Genomic DNA, 14,749 nt, shown 5'->3' on the forward strand with positions numbered 1-14,749 from the left:
GTAGCAGGTTTTTTCTATTCTTGCTCACGTGAGAAGAACATAAGAAAATTACGGTTTGCACCGGCAACCAGCCGCTACAACGGCAGTTCTCCCCTATGCTCTGTCAGTCCTCCGGAATGATACCGTCCTCTTCCGCTAAGTGTAGCAATACGTAGCAGGTTTTTTCTATTCTTGCTCACGTGAGAAGAACATAAGAAAATTACGGTTTGCACCGGCAACCAGCCGCTACAACGGCAGTTCTCCCCTATGCTCTGTCAGTCCTCCGGAATGATACCGTCCTCTTCCGCTAAGTGTAGCAATACGTAGCAGGTTTTTTCTATTCTTTCTCACGTAAGAAGAATATAAGAAAATTACGGTTTGCACCGGCAACCAGCCGCTACAACAGGCAGTTCTCCCCATACTCTGTCAGTCCTCGAGAATGATGCCGTCCTCTTCCGCGCGGAGCCTGCATCCGACAAGCATTGTGGTAGCGCCGCCGCCATCCTTCGGGCGCTTCTTCATCAGTTCGAAATGTGTTGCCATAGCGCGGTTGAAGTTCTTTGCATTCTCCGGGTTGAAGCCATTTTCCGCACACCAGCGGCAGTACACCCGGTATGCCGCAGCAGAACGCACTTCATAGCCTTCACCCGGTTCCAGCCATGCTTCTATGAACTGCCCAATGCGGTCGGATTCCCTGCGGTAAGCGCCTGTCGCTTCCAGCACGGCAGGCGGGGCTTCCAGACCCTGTTTTTTGAATTTCCCATAGCCTTCCAAACACCAGTTCAGGATGCCGGACAGTGATTCCGGCTCAGCAAACAGTTGCTTTAAGCCCTTGTCCTGTTCTTCTTCGGAGAAATGCCGTTTGAACGGGATAATTTTTAAGCGCCCGGAATCAAACAGCGTCATGTCGCTCACATTCGGCAGATAATTGGTATTGATGAAAATCTTGAACATCGGGCTGAAATCAAAGCTGTTTTCATGCAGATACCGCGCATTGATCGTGTCATTGCCCGTAAGCCGCTTGACCAGCGCGGCATGAAAGGAAATCCGCTTCTCCGGCTCGGAAATGTTGACAAAGCGTGCGCCTGCCAGCCGTGCCACCTCCTCCGATGGCCCACCATTGTTGCTGGAACCGAACTTTGTGGACAGCATTTCCGGGTTCGAGGTCTTTCCGTAATCGCCCATGATCTTCAAAAAGGTCTCCATCGTCGTGCCCTTCCCGTTTCTGGAGGTCGCGCCGTACAGGATAAACAGACATTCCAGACTGGTATCTCCGGTCAGGGTATAGCCGAGCGCGCGCTGGAGAAAGTCTGCCAGCTCGGCATCTCCTACCATGACTTCTGTGATGAAGGTGTTCCACCGCTCACAGACCGCATCCGGCGAATAGGTAACACCCGCCAGCATGGTCAGCATGTCCTCCGGTCTGTGCGCATGAAATTCCATCGTGCCGAGATCCAGTGTCCCATTCTGGCAGTTGAACAGATAGCGATTCCGGTCAAACACCTGCATCGAAGCAAAATTCTCATCCTGCGCATCATCCACCATGATTTGCCGCTTCCGGCGGGTCTGCATCTTGCTGATGAACGCGATATAATCCGCGCGCTCCACATCGCGCTCAATTGTGAGCGAATACCGGAGCAGTTCATCGACCAGATGCTTGGCGAGCTGCATGACCAACAGGCCGCCCTGATCGTGCTTCCAGACCTTTCCGTTGAATACATACCAGTGCCTGCGTTCCGGGACAAACCGTATCACTCTGCGGTAGTAATCCGCGAACAGCCTGCCCATGCCCATCTCACTCCACGAATATCTGGGATTGGAATGCGGCTTCATCTGCTGCAAATCCATGTCAACAAGGCGGATCATCTGTGCCAGTGAGCGCTTTTCCTCCTCCGTCAGGGAAGCATCCTCGTCGTGCGCCGGATGACCGTCATCCAACAGTTTTTCAAATTCATCCTCCGGCGGCACCAGATGCCCGACCGGATTGTAGCAGTCATGGCAATGCCGGATGACCTTTTGAATCGTCAGTGCGCCATATGTCGAGCCGGACTGCGGCCTGTCCCACTTTTCCCGGTACAAACCGGAGGAACGAAACAGACGGTCCATCTGTTCCTCATCGCAGCCGCACCAGAATGCAAGGTAGGCACATAGCGCCATATCCGCATTGCTGGGCGAATCGTAACCCGTCAAATCTCCGGCGTATAACGCGCGGAACTTCGCGCCACTGGCGCATGCCGATGCTTTCGCAATCACCTCATCATCCTGCAAATAGGAATGCGGTTCGATTGGTTCGTGTTCGGTTTCCACCGTGGGACGCTTCATATATTGATCCAGAATTGTTTGCAGTTCGCGGCTTTTGTCCGGCAGACCGCCTTCCCGGAACACATCGCCGGTCAGCGTCACAAACCGTTTGGTCGCGCCCGGAACATAAACCTCCAGTCCGAGCCTGCGATTATTGATATAATACCGTTCCTTATCAAAGGAAAATCCGGGTACCGACAGCAGAATGCGCAGCCCTGTACCCGACGGAGATTTCTCCATATAGCAGCCATCCAGTGTTTGGACAATCTGCGCTGCCCAAGGCTTGAGCTCAGCTTCCTGCCGGCACGCATCAAAAAGCGCATCATCGCCGAACAGCTCCCGAAATTCCGTATCCATGCCGCTCTGTTCTATTTCTGCAAAACAGTGATCCAGATCGAGCGCACCGACCATGCCGGACACGCGAAAGCCCAGGCCGTTATACATGGGAGCGCCGTCCGCTTCGGTCTTCAGCGCCTGCACTGCCTGCTCATAGGAAGAAAAGGTGCGCGGACGATTGACCATCGCATAGGTTCCGGTTTTGGGATTGTACGGGACTTTCGTCATTTTCCCGTCACGCTGCTCGTATTTCCACACGCAAAACTGCCCGGTTTCCCGCAGTTCCGAAGGGATATGCTCCAATGAAGCAAGATTGGCGTACTTCACGCTGTACCGCCTCCCCTCGGAGAATCCGGCATCCTCAGAGCCAACTGCACACAGAGGGCGCGGTCAACCTGCTGCATGATCCTGCGATCCAGCCGACCGATTTTTTCGCGGAGCATGGATTTGTCAATAATCGTAATCTGTTCTGTCAGCGCCATCGAATCATACTCCAGCGGGCACGCTTTTGTCGGTTTCACCATGACATGCGTTACCAGAGACAATTTTTTCAGTCTGGCAGTGAGCGGAATCATCGTCAGCGTGCGCGCGTTGCTGTTGTTCGCGTTGTTGCTGACGACCAGTACCGGGCGGCAGCCCTCCTGAATGCTGGTATCCGGATGCGCGCCCAAATCCGCATACCATACTTCGCCGCGAAAAACAATCTGTTCCTCTTCATAGCTGTTTGCTTTGTGCTGTCTCCGGTCGAGCCAGCGCCCACACGCCGCACCTTCCAGATACGGAATGTGATGTATCCGCTTATGTCTCTTTCCATTGGGCTTTCTCCTTGCCCTGTTCTTTCTGCCCACGAGCTGTTTCCTCCCTTCGGATATTTTCTTGCATGAAAAAACGGAGTCAGGATTGCTCCTGCTCCGTTTCTCACAGCTGTTTTTATCTGTTTTTCGCATGATAATCATAGCACACATTTCCGTACACTTCCACCACAGTTTTAGTACAGTAAAATGCCTTATAGTATAGTTGTTTTTACCCGTATATGGCATACAGCCTGCGTTCCGTCCAGTCGGCAATCGCAGCGGCGATGGTCTCCAGCGCCCGATTTCGTTCGAACTGCACAGAGGAACGCCCCAGCGGATAGCCTTCCTCATCTGTAATATCATTCCAGCGTTTTCGTTCCACAAAAAGCTGACGGGCGACACACAGCGTTCGCCCGTTCAGCCGATTCATGCCCAGCTCGAACATCTCAATTTCATCTGACACCTTCTGATAGGGCGTCATATATGCCTGAACGATGTTTCGGTTCTCCCGCTCCATGACCGAATCAATGTTCAGGGCAATGCGCGCCGTATGGTCAGATATACCGCTGGTCTGAACCCGTCCGGCATCATTGTTTTCAGTACTGGTCAAAATCGTGAATGCATCGTCCCATGTACAAACTGGCCTGTCCAGAAATGCCTGCCGGTATTCTTCCCGCTGTTGCAGCAAATCAGGATAAACGTCAGCCAGATGACGGGCCTTTTGCATATAACCCTCATAAATCTCAACTTTTTGCTTCTTTGGTCTGCCCATAATGTATGACCATTGCTTTCCACTGCGCTCCAAGGCACCAAAGGGTATGAAACGCGGTGGCTCTAACGCAGCAATAAAATAATTTGATCCTATGTCAAGATTTAGAACAAATTATAGCAATCCAACAAATTACTGCACTACGTATTGCAGCACAACTTCCTGAAGCTATTAAGCGGGCATTTTCTACCATTCGCCAATCCGATTGCTTTGGTTGGTTTCGTTCATGTGGCGTATCTTTTGCTTTCTGAGATTGGCCTTGAGTTTTGACCATATATTCTCAATTGGATTCAGATCGGGACTGTATGGCGGCAGATACAGATACCGGATGCCGGCCTTATCCAATAGCTCTTTTACAATCTTTGCATGATGAGAACGCATATTATCCATTACAATGATATCTGTTTCAGACAGCGTTGGCAGAAGCGTAGAACTCAGATATTCCGCAAAACGTTCTGCTGTCGTTCCACCTTGATAGATTGTATATGCAGTCTCTCCGGTAATGCGGACAGAAGACAAAATGGTAGTATTGGACGGCGTATTGACAGGAGTGCTGTCAATTGCTCGTTTTTCTTTCCGGGCACGGGCATAATGCCTTGTCATATTTGTGTTGACTCCGCTTTCATCAAGAAATATCAGGCTGTTTGCGGCGTTCTCCGGTATAAGCTGCTCCCAAATTTCCGGTTTGCTGTACATCGGGGACGCTCCTGTTCCGAAGCATGCAGAGACTTCTTTTTATAGACATATCCAAGCTTCAAAATTGTTTTACGTACCGTTTCATCACTTACATGGAGTTGGAGTGTATCAATAATCTTATTAATTGTAATATCCGGCTGTTGCTGGATCGAACAGTCAATATTCTGAATATCTTTCTGGCTCAGAGAAGGTTTGCGTCCACGCAGGGGAAGTCCTCGTTTCAACAGAACCGGTCTCTCTCATCCGCTTTACCAAACGGTAGACCGTGCTTGTATTTACACCAAAACATTCGGCTACTTCTTTTGCATTGTGTGTTTTATTCCATGCCTCAATCAGCAATTTTCTGGCTTCGTTGTGCAACATAATAATCACCTCTTGATTTAATCATAATACCTTTGTCAAGAGAGTGCACTATTTATTTGGATTGCTATAATACAAGCTGATGAATACTAAATACCTAATACAAATTCGTAATCAAGCTGTTTTTTTCGCTCCTGCCAGTCCGGCATGTGGATCGTAATGAAATCGTAGAAATCCTTATTATGGTACGGATACAGGAAATGTGCCAGTTCATGCAAAATCACATATTCCACACAAGGAACACTTGCTTTATACAGGTAATAATTCAGATTCACTTTCTGATTCTTTCTGCTACAGCTACCCCACAAGGTACTCATCTTTTTCACGCATACCGTAGGTCTTTCAACACCATGCTTTTCGATGATTGGGTACAGCTGATCTACGATATCCTGATAATACCGTTTGGATGCCTGCTGCCACCAGTTATTTACCTGTTTATCGATTTTGTGTTGCTCTGTTTCGGTGGTAAAAATATGAAGCACACCATCTTCACGAATAATTTGTTTGCGCTTAGCCTCATGCACCTGGACTGTCAGTTGTCTACCCAAGATACGAGTGGACGCTCCAGAAACAAAGTGTTCCTCTTTTTCAACTGCTTTTGTTTGAACAAAAAGGTCCAGTTTTTCTTCAATCCAGGGTGTTTTACTTATAAGATACTCCTTAATCCAGGACTCTGGCGTTCCATCCGGTGCAGATAGTTTTATTTCTCCGGAAGGAAAAACTTTCAACCGCACCTGTTTCATTTTCTTTAAGGAAACCGCCACAGGAAGTTCTATTCCCTTTACTGTTACTGAGTACTCCATATCAATACCTGCTCATTGCTGTCTTAATAGCATTCTCAATCAGAAGGTCCATCTTATCGATTGGCAAATCAATGCCGAACTCGTCACAGAAGTCCCACAGCAAATCCTCGACAGCCTGGTTCATCTTCTTGTGGATTGGCGTACTGGTTCTCCAATCGACACGAGCCAGAGCCTGCACTGCCTGCTTCATGCCCAAAGCCAATTTGCCAACAGCATCATCGAATTCCAGTTCCTCTCTACCATGCTGCTTCAGCGTATCTGCCACAACACCATAAAAAGCCTTTGCATCACTATCATTCACAATTGCAGACGGGTAAGAATGTCCGGTAAAACCCTGCCGCAGATCATCGGCCATTTTCTTCATGCTGACCAGATACACATTTTCATCTCTGGACTTTCTGTATTCTGCAATCGTGTCCCGGATTCTTTCAGAGAATTTCTTGAACATCATAGGATCTTCGTATCTCCTGGATTCCAACTCCGAAACAATACGGGTATGGATGTATGCAGCCTTCGCTTTTTGGCCCTCCACTTCTTCCAACTGCTTGTCCATAGCAGCTTTGTCATGGATAGCGACTGGCTCCACAACAATTTCAACGGGTTCAGATGTAACAAATGTATTCAGCAGGCTTCTGATTCCATCCTCATATTTACTGAAATCCACTTTTTCTGCATATACCATCATCAGCGCAGAACGCAGCTTCTGGAAAAACAGCAAATCTGTCTTGTATTTTTGCATCTGATCAAAACCGATGCTCTGGTACAGGGAGTAGTTGCCTACAGCCATAGTCATCATCTTGGAGAATGCTGCCAGCTTCTCATAGAACTCTTTTCTGAGTGCCTCGCTATCTGCTGTTTCTTCTCTCTCAAAGAATGCCACCCAAGCTCTGGGATTATCCTGATCAAAGGATACATTACCAAAGAAGTCCCACAGCGCCTTGTGTGCTTGCTTCAGTTTTTCCTGGCTCTCTGCTGCTGTTGCAATGGACTCTGCAATGTCAGCGAGATCATATCCGGACAAACCAGACTGATCGTCACTATACATTTCCATCGCATTATTTAGATTGCCAAACAGACCCCAATAGTCAACAATCAGGCCGAAATCTTTTCCTGCCGCAATACGGTTAACGCGGGCAATGGCCTGCAACAGAGAATGCTCCTTCATCGGCTTATCTACATACAGCACGCCCAGGGACGGTGCGTCAAAGCCGGTTAGCAGCATGCTCTGAACGATCACAATGTCAACATCTTCGCCGCCGATGATGTTATTCTTTACGTATTCTTCGTAATCATCATACTTGGTTCCGAACCGGGGTTCGACTTCCTTTTTGAAGAAATCCCGGATAATCGCTTTGTCATTTTTACCGATGACACCCTCATCACCCTCGGTGGAAACTGAATCATCACAGATCAGCGCCGCCGCTTTCACTCCACCCAGACCGTTAATGGCATGCTCCAGCTGAACAGCCAGCGCACGAGTTGAAACTGCCGCCATTGCTTTGAATCCCCGGGGTTTGCAGTAGTTGAGGAAATGCTCATGGATGTCAAAGGCAATCATAGAAAGACGCTGTTCTGTCTGCGCCAAATGCATGAAGGAACTCCACTTTCTGCGCATATCTTCCTTCTGAGGTTCTGTCAGCGGTGCCAGAATGCTCTTCAGATAATCATCGATTCTATCACTGGTTACCTCCTGAGGAATAACACGTCCGTCATAAACCAGAGGAACAATAACACCATCACGAATACCGTCTTCAAACCGATAGGAATGTCCGATCTGCTTACCAAACTTCAGATATGTGTTGCTCTTATTCTTCCTGAGCAGAGGTGTACCGGTAAAACCGATCTTGAAGGCATTTGGAAGTACCTCATTCATCATGTTATGGAATTCACCGGTGTGGGAACGGTGGCTTTCGTCAATCAAAAGGAAAATATTCTCGTCTTTGATCTTGGTTCTGGATTTTGCAGCCGCTTCAAACTTGTTGATTGTTGTGGCGATCAGCGTGTTACCGCTATCTTTCAGCAGAGAAACCAGGCCACGTCCGGTGGTAGCTTCCACGGGGTCCATGCCAGTGTGGACAAAGTTATCCCGTAACTGTTTGATCAGATTCAGTCGATCACAGACCAGAACAAATCTCGGGTTTACAATGGTTCTGTCTGCAATAATACGTTTCACGAGCATGACCATTGTCAGGGACTTGCCACTACCCTGTGTATGCCAAATGACACCGCCACGGCTGTTGCATCCATCCTCACCGTGGATACGGCGCATCGTATTTTCAACACCAAAGAACTGCTGATAACGGGCAACCTTCTTAATGCCGCTATCATACAGAATGAAGAAACGAATAATATTCAGCAGCCGCTTTTTTGACAGCATGGATACGATCACCTTGTCCTGCTCAGTGATGTGGCCATCATCCACATAGCGTTTCGCTGCTTCTTCCTGCCACTGCACATCTTCTTCGTGCCACTTGCAGTAAAACTCCTGCTTCGTTCCGGCTGTACCGTATTTCACGGACTCCGGATTCATGGCGATTGCTAACTGCGTAAATTTGAACAGCTGGGGGATATAGTCAGGTTGCCAGTTGCGGACGTTTTGCTTTACGCCTTCTTCCACGTCCACACTGGATTTCTTGCATTCGATCACAACCAGAGGAATACCGTTTACCAGCAGAACAATGTCAGGTCGAGCGTATTTACCGTTGGTACGCTCCACAGAAAATTCGTCCGTAACCTGCCAGATATTATTCTCAGGGTGTTCCCAATCAATGTAGGAAATGTCGAAGGACTGGGTATTGCCGTCATACAGATGCACATCGCAGCTCTTGCCGTAAATTAGCCGGTCATAGATTGCCTTGCTGGAGAACATCAGACCGCGCTCCAGGGGAGCATCCAATTCACGGATCGCTTCACCGATAGCATCATCCGGAAACGGAGTCTGCTTACCCCGATAAACAAAGGACTGAGATGCCAAAAATTCCCGCATTACATCCGGGAACAGTACATGCGACAAATGGCCGCGCTTCTGCTCGGCCTCCGCTCTGGGAATATATTGATAGCCCATGGCTTGCAGTTCCCGCAATGCTCTGTCCTGGGATTCTGGGCGCTCGTTAAAAATATGATGACTCGGCATAGTGAATACCTCCGACCTATATGATAAAGAGGCACAGCAGGGCGCTAAGGCCCTGCCGGCCTGGTACCGATTATTTCTTGTCCCTCGGCGGACAGGGGTCATTTCCGTGGCTGTTGGGATTCTGGATGGTACCATCCTTGCGGTGAGGAATCAGTTCCGTACCTTGGTTGATACTCATCCTCCTGCCAGCTTCCATAGCCTCTTTCTTCGTGTCGTAATGACCACTGCTGCGCTTTGCGTTTTCACGCTTCACATCCCAACCTCCGTTGGAATTAGGGACAATATGATGTTCTTTTCTTGCCATTGAATGCCTTTCTCTTGACTTTCGTCAAGCCCGCGCGCTATAATAGCACATATAAGTTGATTGTCGTCTGCTTATATTCCATACTGAACACTTGGATTGTTGCCGCAATCTAAGTGTTCTTTTTTGCGCCCTCATAGGCCTCACCACCTTTCATTAGATTCGCTATATTTCATGGGTAGCGGTGCGGTTGCCGCCACACCGGCGATCCATTAAGTGTTCACACGCAGTCCAGATCAGGAAACAGGTATCTTGAGTCCATTTGAAAAGGTATTCCACTTTTCTATGACCAAGTCCTTGTTCTTCGCCATCCATTCTCGTGCCATTTTCTTTTGTGCAGGGGAAATCTTTCCACTGCAGGCCAAAATATCTCCATTGTCGATAGCCACGGACATGGATGCACTTGATGTGGAGACGTGCAGATGGGGCCTATGATGGCCGCTCTGCTCATCTGTCCGGACTTCATATTTAATACCGTTTGTCTTGGCGAGTTGTACAAATTGAGAAATATCTCTCAAAAACAACTCCCACTCTAAGAATATCTTCTTCTCTTCCTCTGTCATATTCACACCCTCACAAGTCCAGTCAGCAGAAGCTGCATCAGGGCTTTTTTCTTTTGTTGCCATGCTTCTATCTCGGAATTTAGCAGACTTATTTGTCGGTCTGCAGCCTCCAAAGCATTAGCTACAGCCTCTTGCTTTTCGTAGTTTGCAGGGATACACACCATCAAGTTCTCGACATCACTGGTGTTTAGTGCTGGATAATTGCTGCCTACTAATACAGAACTATACTGTTTGTCCATTTCGTTGGTAAAGAGGAGCTGATAAACCAAACGCGATGAAAAGCCATTCTTTGCCCGCAGAATTGAAAAACCAGTAGAAGCAATGTAATTATCTGCATCGAAATTGACGAACGCAAATGCGTGAAGATATGGACGAACTGTGCTCATTAAAATATCGCCGCGTTTAAACGTACGTCTTGCCCGAACCGGCGCATCCTGTAGCTTAACTGTAAATTCGGGAAACAGAACCTTTCCATTATCTACAGATGCGATATCAATGTAGAAAATCTCGCTATCGTCCGAGATCCCGTCTATACCGCAATCGTTAATAGAACACACATCGCCTAAACGTTTCTCAACAACAGCTGTGCTATCGGGATCTAGCAAGGTCTGCATCAGCCATTTTTTCTGTCGGCGTTTTTCCTCCAGCAACTGCTGCTTCAATTCAATCACTCGGTCGCAGGTTGCCAGAATCTCAGCAATCTTCTGCTGCTCGACAAGAGAGGGAACAGGAAGTACTGTGCTGTAAAAATCATCGTCCGTCAAATTCAGTAGACCGTCATCCCGAACACCGTGGTTGATCTTCCTTGTTAGTTGCTTATTCATAAAACCATTGATGAAAAGCTGCTCATAATATTCAGGGCGTCCCTGAGTAATTCTGAAGCATTCAAAGACATTTGGAACTGCCGCTTCCTCTCGTTCTCTGAGCATATATGTGCAGCCTTGCGGATATCGCTTCGAATTGCCCTTATTATAGGCAAAATCTCCTCTACGAAGCACTGTGTATTTTGTATATTGCTTGCCAGACAGTTCCTTGCCAAACTTTTCAGCTTGGTTTACAAATCCAACACCTGCCGAGATGCTCAGCGTTTCAAATTCTCGATCCCCCGCTTGTTCAGACAAGACATCCGAAATTGCCGATAAGAATGCGCTGCTCCAATCGGAGGGAAGCGTTCCTGCCTCGGTTTTGACATATCCCTTCGGCACCTCGCCACGGCGAACCGCCTCTATTCGTTTTTTGATTGATTCTTCCATAACTCAATCCTCTATCTGTAAATTGTGTAGCGCGGTAGCGAAGCTTGCATCGCCGGTGGTAAATAGCGCGACAGAGTATGCGGCAAATGATGCCGCCTTGGTAATTGCGGGGATAAGATGGGTATTCATAAACTGTGCCATTGGCATCATCTCCTTTGCTCTAATATAAGTTAATGCGAGTGGGATGCAAGCCCCTACCGTCTCCACAAATAAGTAGTAGTTTTGTGAATGCTTATAAACCGAGTTCCTTCAGGTATTGCGCCATCTGGGCTTCTACCACAGCGATCTCAGCCTTGATACGCTCGATGTTACCCTGTACTTCTTCGATGTCGATCAGTTCTTCTTCCTCGAAGGTGTCCACATAGCGGGGGATGTTCAGGTTGAACTCATTGGCCTTGATTTCTTCAAAAGAAGCCACATGGGCGAATCGCTCCACATCCACACGGTCGGTATATGCACGGAAGATTTCATCAATATGACACTGATCCAACTTGTTCTGGTTCTTATCCTTGCGGTATCTCAGCTTGCCTTCTGCATCCTTGCCTGAAGCATCGATGAACAGCACGTCGCTTGTGGCACGATTTTTCTTAAATACCAGGATGCAGGCAGGAATTGAAGTACCATAGAACAGATTGGCAGGCAGGCCAATAACAGCATCCAGCAGATTCTTCTCAATGACAGTCTGGCGGATACGGCCTTCGGCAGATCCTCTGAACAGAACGCCGTGAGGTACAACCGCAGCCATGCGGCCATTGCTCCGCAGAGAATGGAGCATGTGCAGCAAGAATGCCCAGTCGCCCTTACTTGCAGGAGGCACACCCCAGTCAAAACGGTGGAAGCGATCCAGGTTGGCAGTCATCTTGAACTTCTTTTCCTTATTGCTGCCGCCATCCTCCTGACCACCGGGATTGAAGCCTTCTGCCCACTTATTCAGCGAGAATGGCATGTTTGCCACGATCACATCAAACTGCTTCAGATTGCCATCGGAATCCAGATGCTGAGGGTTTGCCAGAGTGTCACCCCAGGCAATATCGTTGGGGTTGACATGGATACCGTGGATAAACAGGTTCATTCTGGCCATAGACCAGGAAGAACCATTCATTTCCTGACCGTAGATCGCTACCTGATCCAGATTGCCAGCCTGACGGGCGGTACGGATCAGCAGAGAAGCAGAACCACAAGTGGGGTCGTAAATAGAGTCACCGGCCCGGGGAGCAGTAATCATGCCCATAAGTTCAGAGACCATGCTCGGAGTAAAGAAGCTGCCCGCTTTCTTGCCTGCTTCAGCAGCGAATTCGCCGACCATATATTCATAGGCATCGCCGATCACATACGCAGGGTCTTCGCCAGGGCCAACTTCAATTTGAGAAGGCTCCAGGCACAGAGGCTTGAAATCTTCCAGAAGGGTGCGAAGCTTGGTAACCTTCTGCTGCGGATTGCCCAGCATGGATTCGCTGTTGAAATTGATGCTGCGGAACACACCGCGCAGTTCAGTATTGCTGTCCTGGATGCCCTGCAGTGCGGTGTTGATCATCTCGCCAATCTTGGGATCAAAGCGATTCTCATAGAGGTAATCAAACCGTTCCTTCTCGCCTAGGACGAAGGGCAGATTCTTTTTGGCACGCTCAATGCGGATCTGGTTGCCCTTGTACCGCTCTTCCAGATCTCTGAGGAATTCCTTATAGGTGTCATCCAGATATTTCAGAAACAACATGGACAGGACAAAATCCTTATAGTTTGCGGCATCAATCGTGCCACGGAAGGTTCCCGCCGCTTTCCACAGCGTCGCCTTAATATCCTGAGAAGTAGTCTTGCTCATCTTCCATTTCCTCCACCATTAATAATTTGGGAAGCCAGCAACGACACCAGTCTGTCGTTTTCGGTCATATATTCATTCAGAAGCTGCTTACGCTTTCGGCTGAGTTTCCAGATAGCACCAACCTTGCGCTGCTCCGGCAAAGGGATAACCGGGATTGTGATACCTGCCAACTTTTTGACGGACACCGCTTTGATCGCCGCCGCACTACCGGTCACGTGTTCTACCTGGCCAAGGATGTCTTTCTGTTCCAGCAGGCAACCCAGATAGTCGGGATCGATCTCGTAACTGGGTCGAACAACAAGAATGTTCTGCGATGCAACCATGCCCACGGATTCCAGCGTAACCACATGCACAAACGAGGGATTCAGACGCTTGACCAGAATATCGCCTACGGACAGCAACTGTTTGTCCGCAATTTCATCGCTTCGCCTCTGCATGTCCACTTCATTCATCAGCCCTGTATCCGTGAAGCTGTTAGGCTGAACTACGCGGTACCTGTACTTACCCTTATCCGCAAAGCCGGTCAAGCCAGCCATAATCTCCGCCACATCGCCAAGGCGCTTTTCGGTAGAATTCACCACGATCCCCCTCCTTTCGATAATACTATATCACCGCCCACTTCGCTTGTCAATATATTTTTTAGTTAAAGAGTAACTTTTGCTTCAGAATAGGTAATTAACATATATTCGGCACTTAAACTCTGTTTTTCAATAGTAATCGGTTCACAATTTTCGATAACAGAGTGACTAACCGCTCCGTACAAATAACCACATAATTTTTGGCGGTTAACACACAGGCGATGCCCTTCTGCAAAAGACATACACGGTCAGTGTTCTGGACAAGAAGCGCAGTATCAACAATGGACAGCGACCGAAGTACTATGTGGAAGGCAGCCATGAAGCCATCATCGATAAGGATGTGTTCATGAGGGTGCAGTCGGAGATTGCCCGCCGCGCCAATCTCAATCCTGACGGCAAACGGAGAGTTTACAGCAGCAAGTACGCACTTTCCGGCATGGTGTTCTGCGGACACTGCGGAGACATCTACCGCCGGGTGAAATGGAACAACCGAGGCTGCAAATTTACGGTCTGGCGATGCGTCAGCAGAGTTCTCAAGAAAGATGTGGACTTTGACTGCCCCGCAAGAACAATAAAAGAGGACGTTCTGCAAGGTGCAATCGTCACGGCGGTCAATGATGCCTACGCAAGAAGGAACATTGTAACGGCACTTCTGAAGCAGAACATTGAGTCCACGGTGTTCGGAGACCTGGAAGATCGATTGACAATGACAGATAAGGAACTTGCCGAGCTGCAGGCACAGATGATTGCGGTGTCCGGTGATGAGGCGGCAATAGAAGCACTGGGAGACCAGATTGATGGATTAAGGGCAGAACGCCAGAACATCCTTACCGAGGCAGCAGAACGCAGCGACCTGCAGGAGCGAATGAACGACATGATCTCCTTTCTGGATGAGATGCCGACAATGTTAACAGAGTACAGCGACACCATTACAAGGAGACTGGTTGAGAAGATTACGATTTTCGATGAAAAGATCGTGGTGGAGATGAAATCCGGTCTTCAGATAGAAGTTGAAGCGTAAACAGAATACACAGACAAAACGTAAGTGCAAAATAATCGTACGC

At 48.5% G+C, this 14,749-nt stretch carries 14 protein-coding genes; 1 reads left to right on the forward strand and 13 read right to left on the reverse strand.

What is annotated here, in order from left to right:
* Nucleotides 1–405: 405 nt before the first annotated feature.
* The 13 genes from ACLM7Z_RS12070 to ACLM7Z_RS12130 form a co-directional block, all read right to left on the reverse strand.
* Complete coding sequence (locus ACLM7Z_RS12070) at nucleotides 406–2,943, reverse strand: phage/plasmid primase, P4 family (protein ID WP_435645194.1); 2,538 nt, start codon at nucleotides 2,941–2,943, stop codon at nucleotides 406–408.
* Nucleotides 2,940–3,464 carry a type II toxin-antitoxin system PemK/MazF family toxin gene (locus ACLM7Z_RS12075; protein ID WP_435645195.1) on the reverse strand — a complete coding sequence of 175 codons (525 nt, stop codon included), beginning with the start codon at nucleotides 3,462–3,464 and terminating at the stop codon, nucleotides 2,940–2,942. The genes ACLM7Z_RS12070 and ACLM7Z_RS12075 overlap by 4 nt, the downstream gene beginning before the upstream one ends.
* A 175-nt stretch (nucleotides 3,465–3,639) precedes the next feature.
* Nucleotides 3,640–4,137: a hypothetical protein gene (locus ACLM7Z_RS12080; protein ID WP_435645196.1), complete on the reverse strand. Its 498-nt coding sequence runs from the start codon at nucleotides 4,135–4,137 to the stop codon at nucleotides 3,640–3,642.
* Nucleotides 4,138–4,365: 228 nt separating this feature from the next.
* Nucleotides 4,366–4,875: an IS630 family transposase gene (locus ACLM7Z_RS12085; protein ID WP_435645197.1), complete on the reverse strand. Its 510-nt coding sequence runs from the start codon at nucleotides 4,873–4,875 to the stop codon at nucleotides 4,366–4,368.
* A gap of 156 nt (nucleotides 4,876–5,031) precedes the next feature.
* On the reverse strand, nucleotides 5,032–5,238 hold the full coding sequence (locus ACLM7Z_RS12090; RefSeq protein ID WP_435645198.1) for a winged helix-turn-helix domain-containing protein: 207 nt from the start codon (nucleotides 5,236–5,238) through the stop codon (nucleotides 5,032–5,034).
* Between the two features lie 86 nt (nucleotides 5,239–5,324).
* On the reverse strand, nucleotides 5,325–6,038 hold the full coding sequence (locus ACLM7Z_RS12095; protein WP_435645199.1) for a M48 family metallopeptidase: 714 nt from the start codon (nucleotides 6,036–6,038) through the stop codon (nucleotides 5,325–5,327).
* A 1-nt stretch (nucleotide 6,039) separates the two neighbouring features.
* Nucleotides 6,040–9,171: a type I restriction endonuclease subunit R gene (locus ACLM7Z_RS12100; RefSeq protein WP_435645200.1), complete on the reverse strand. Its 3,132-nt coding sequence runs from the start codon at nucleotides 9,169–9,171 to the stop codon at nucleotides 6,040–6,042.
* A 70-nt stretch (nucleotides 9,172–9,241) separates the two neighbouring features.
* A complete protein-coding gene (locus ACLM7Z_RS12105) occupies nucleotides 9,242–9,475 on the reverse strand; it encodes a DUF2188 domain-containing protein (RefSeq protein WP_435645201.1) in 234 nt (77 codons plus the stop codon).
* Between the two features lie 233 nt (nucleotides 9,476–9,708).
* Complete coding sequence (locus ACLM7Z_RS12110; RefSeq protein WP_435645202.1) at nucleotides 9,709–10,098, reverse strand: DUF4160 domain-containing protein; 390 nt, start codon at nucleotides 10,096–10,098, stop codon at nucleotides 9,709–9,711.
* The gene (locus tag ACLM7Z_RS12115) at nucleotides 10,038–11,288 is read right to left on the reverse strand and encodes a restriction endonuclease subunit S (protein WP_435645203.1); all 1,251 of its coding nucleotides are present in this window, start codon (nucleotides 11,286–11,288) and stop codon (nucleotides 10,038–10,040) included. Before ACLM7Z_RS12115 ends, ACLM7Z_RS12110 begins: the two co-directional genes overlap by 61 nt.
* Before the next feature lie 3 nt (nucleotides 11,289–11,291).
* Entirely contained in the window at nucleotides 11,292–11,429 is a 138-nt protein-coding gene (locus tag ACLM7Z_RS12120; RefSeq protein WP_435645204.1) for a hypothetical protein, read from the reverse strand.
* Nucleotides 11,430–11,520: 91 nt separating this feature from the next.
* On the reverse strand, nucleotides 11,521–13,107 hold the full coding sequence (locus tag ACLM7Z_RS12125; protein ID WP_435645205.1) for a type I restriction-modification system subunit M: 1,587 nt from the start codon (nucleotides 13,105–13,107) through the stop codon (nucleotides 11,521–11,523).
* Nucleotides 13,104–13,685 (reverse strand): restriction endonuclease subunit S, encoded by a 582-nt coding sequence (locus tag ACLM7Z_RS12130; RefSeq protein WP_435645206.1) that lies wholly within the window; start codon nucleotides 13,683–13,685, stop codon nucleotides 13,104–13,106. The genes ACLM7Z_RS12125 and ACLM7Z_RS12130 overlap by 4 nt, the downstream gene beginning before the upstream one ends.
* Before the next feature lie 229 nt (nucleotides 13,686–13,914).
* On the opposite strand from ACLM7Z_RS12130, the gene ACLM7Z_RS12135 reads away from it, so the two are divergent.
* Nucleotides 13,915–14,706 carry a recombinase zinc beta ribbon domain-containing protein gene (locus tag ACLM7Z_RS12135; RefSeq protein WP_435645776.1) on the forward strand — a complete coding sequence of 264 codons (792 nt, stop codon included), beginning with the start codon at nucleotides 13,915–13,917 and terminating at the stop codon, nucleotides 14,704–14,706.
* The last annotated feature ends 43 nt before the right edge of the window (nucleotides 14,707–14,749 follow it).

This window comes from Butyricicoccus porcorum, assembly GCF_051246315.1.
GTDB lineage: Bacteria > Bacillota > Clostridia > Oscillospirales > Butyricicoccaceae > Butyricicoccus_A > Butyricicoccus_A porcorum.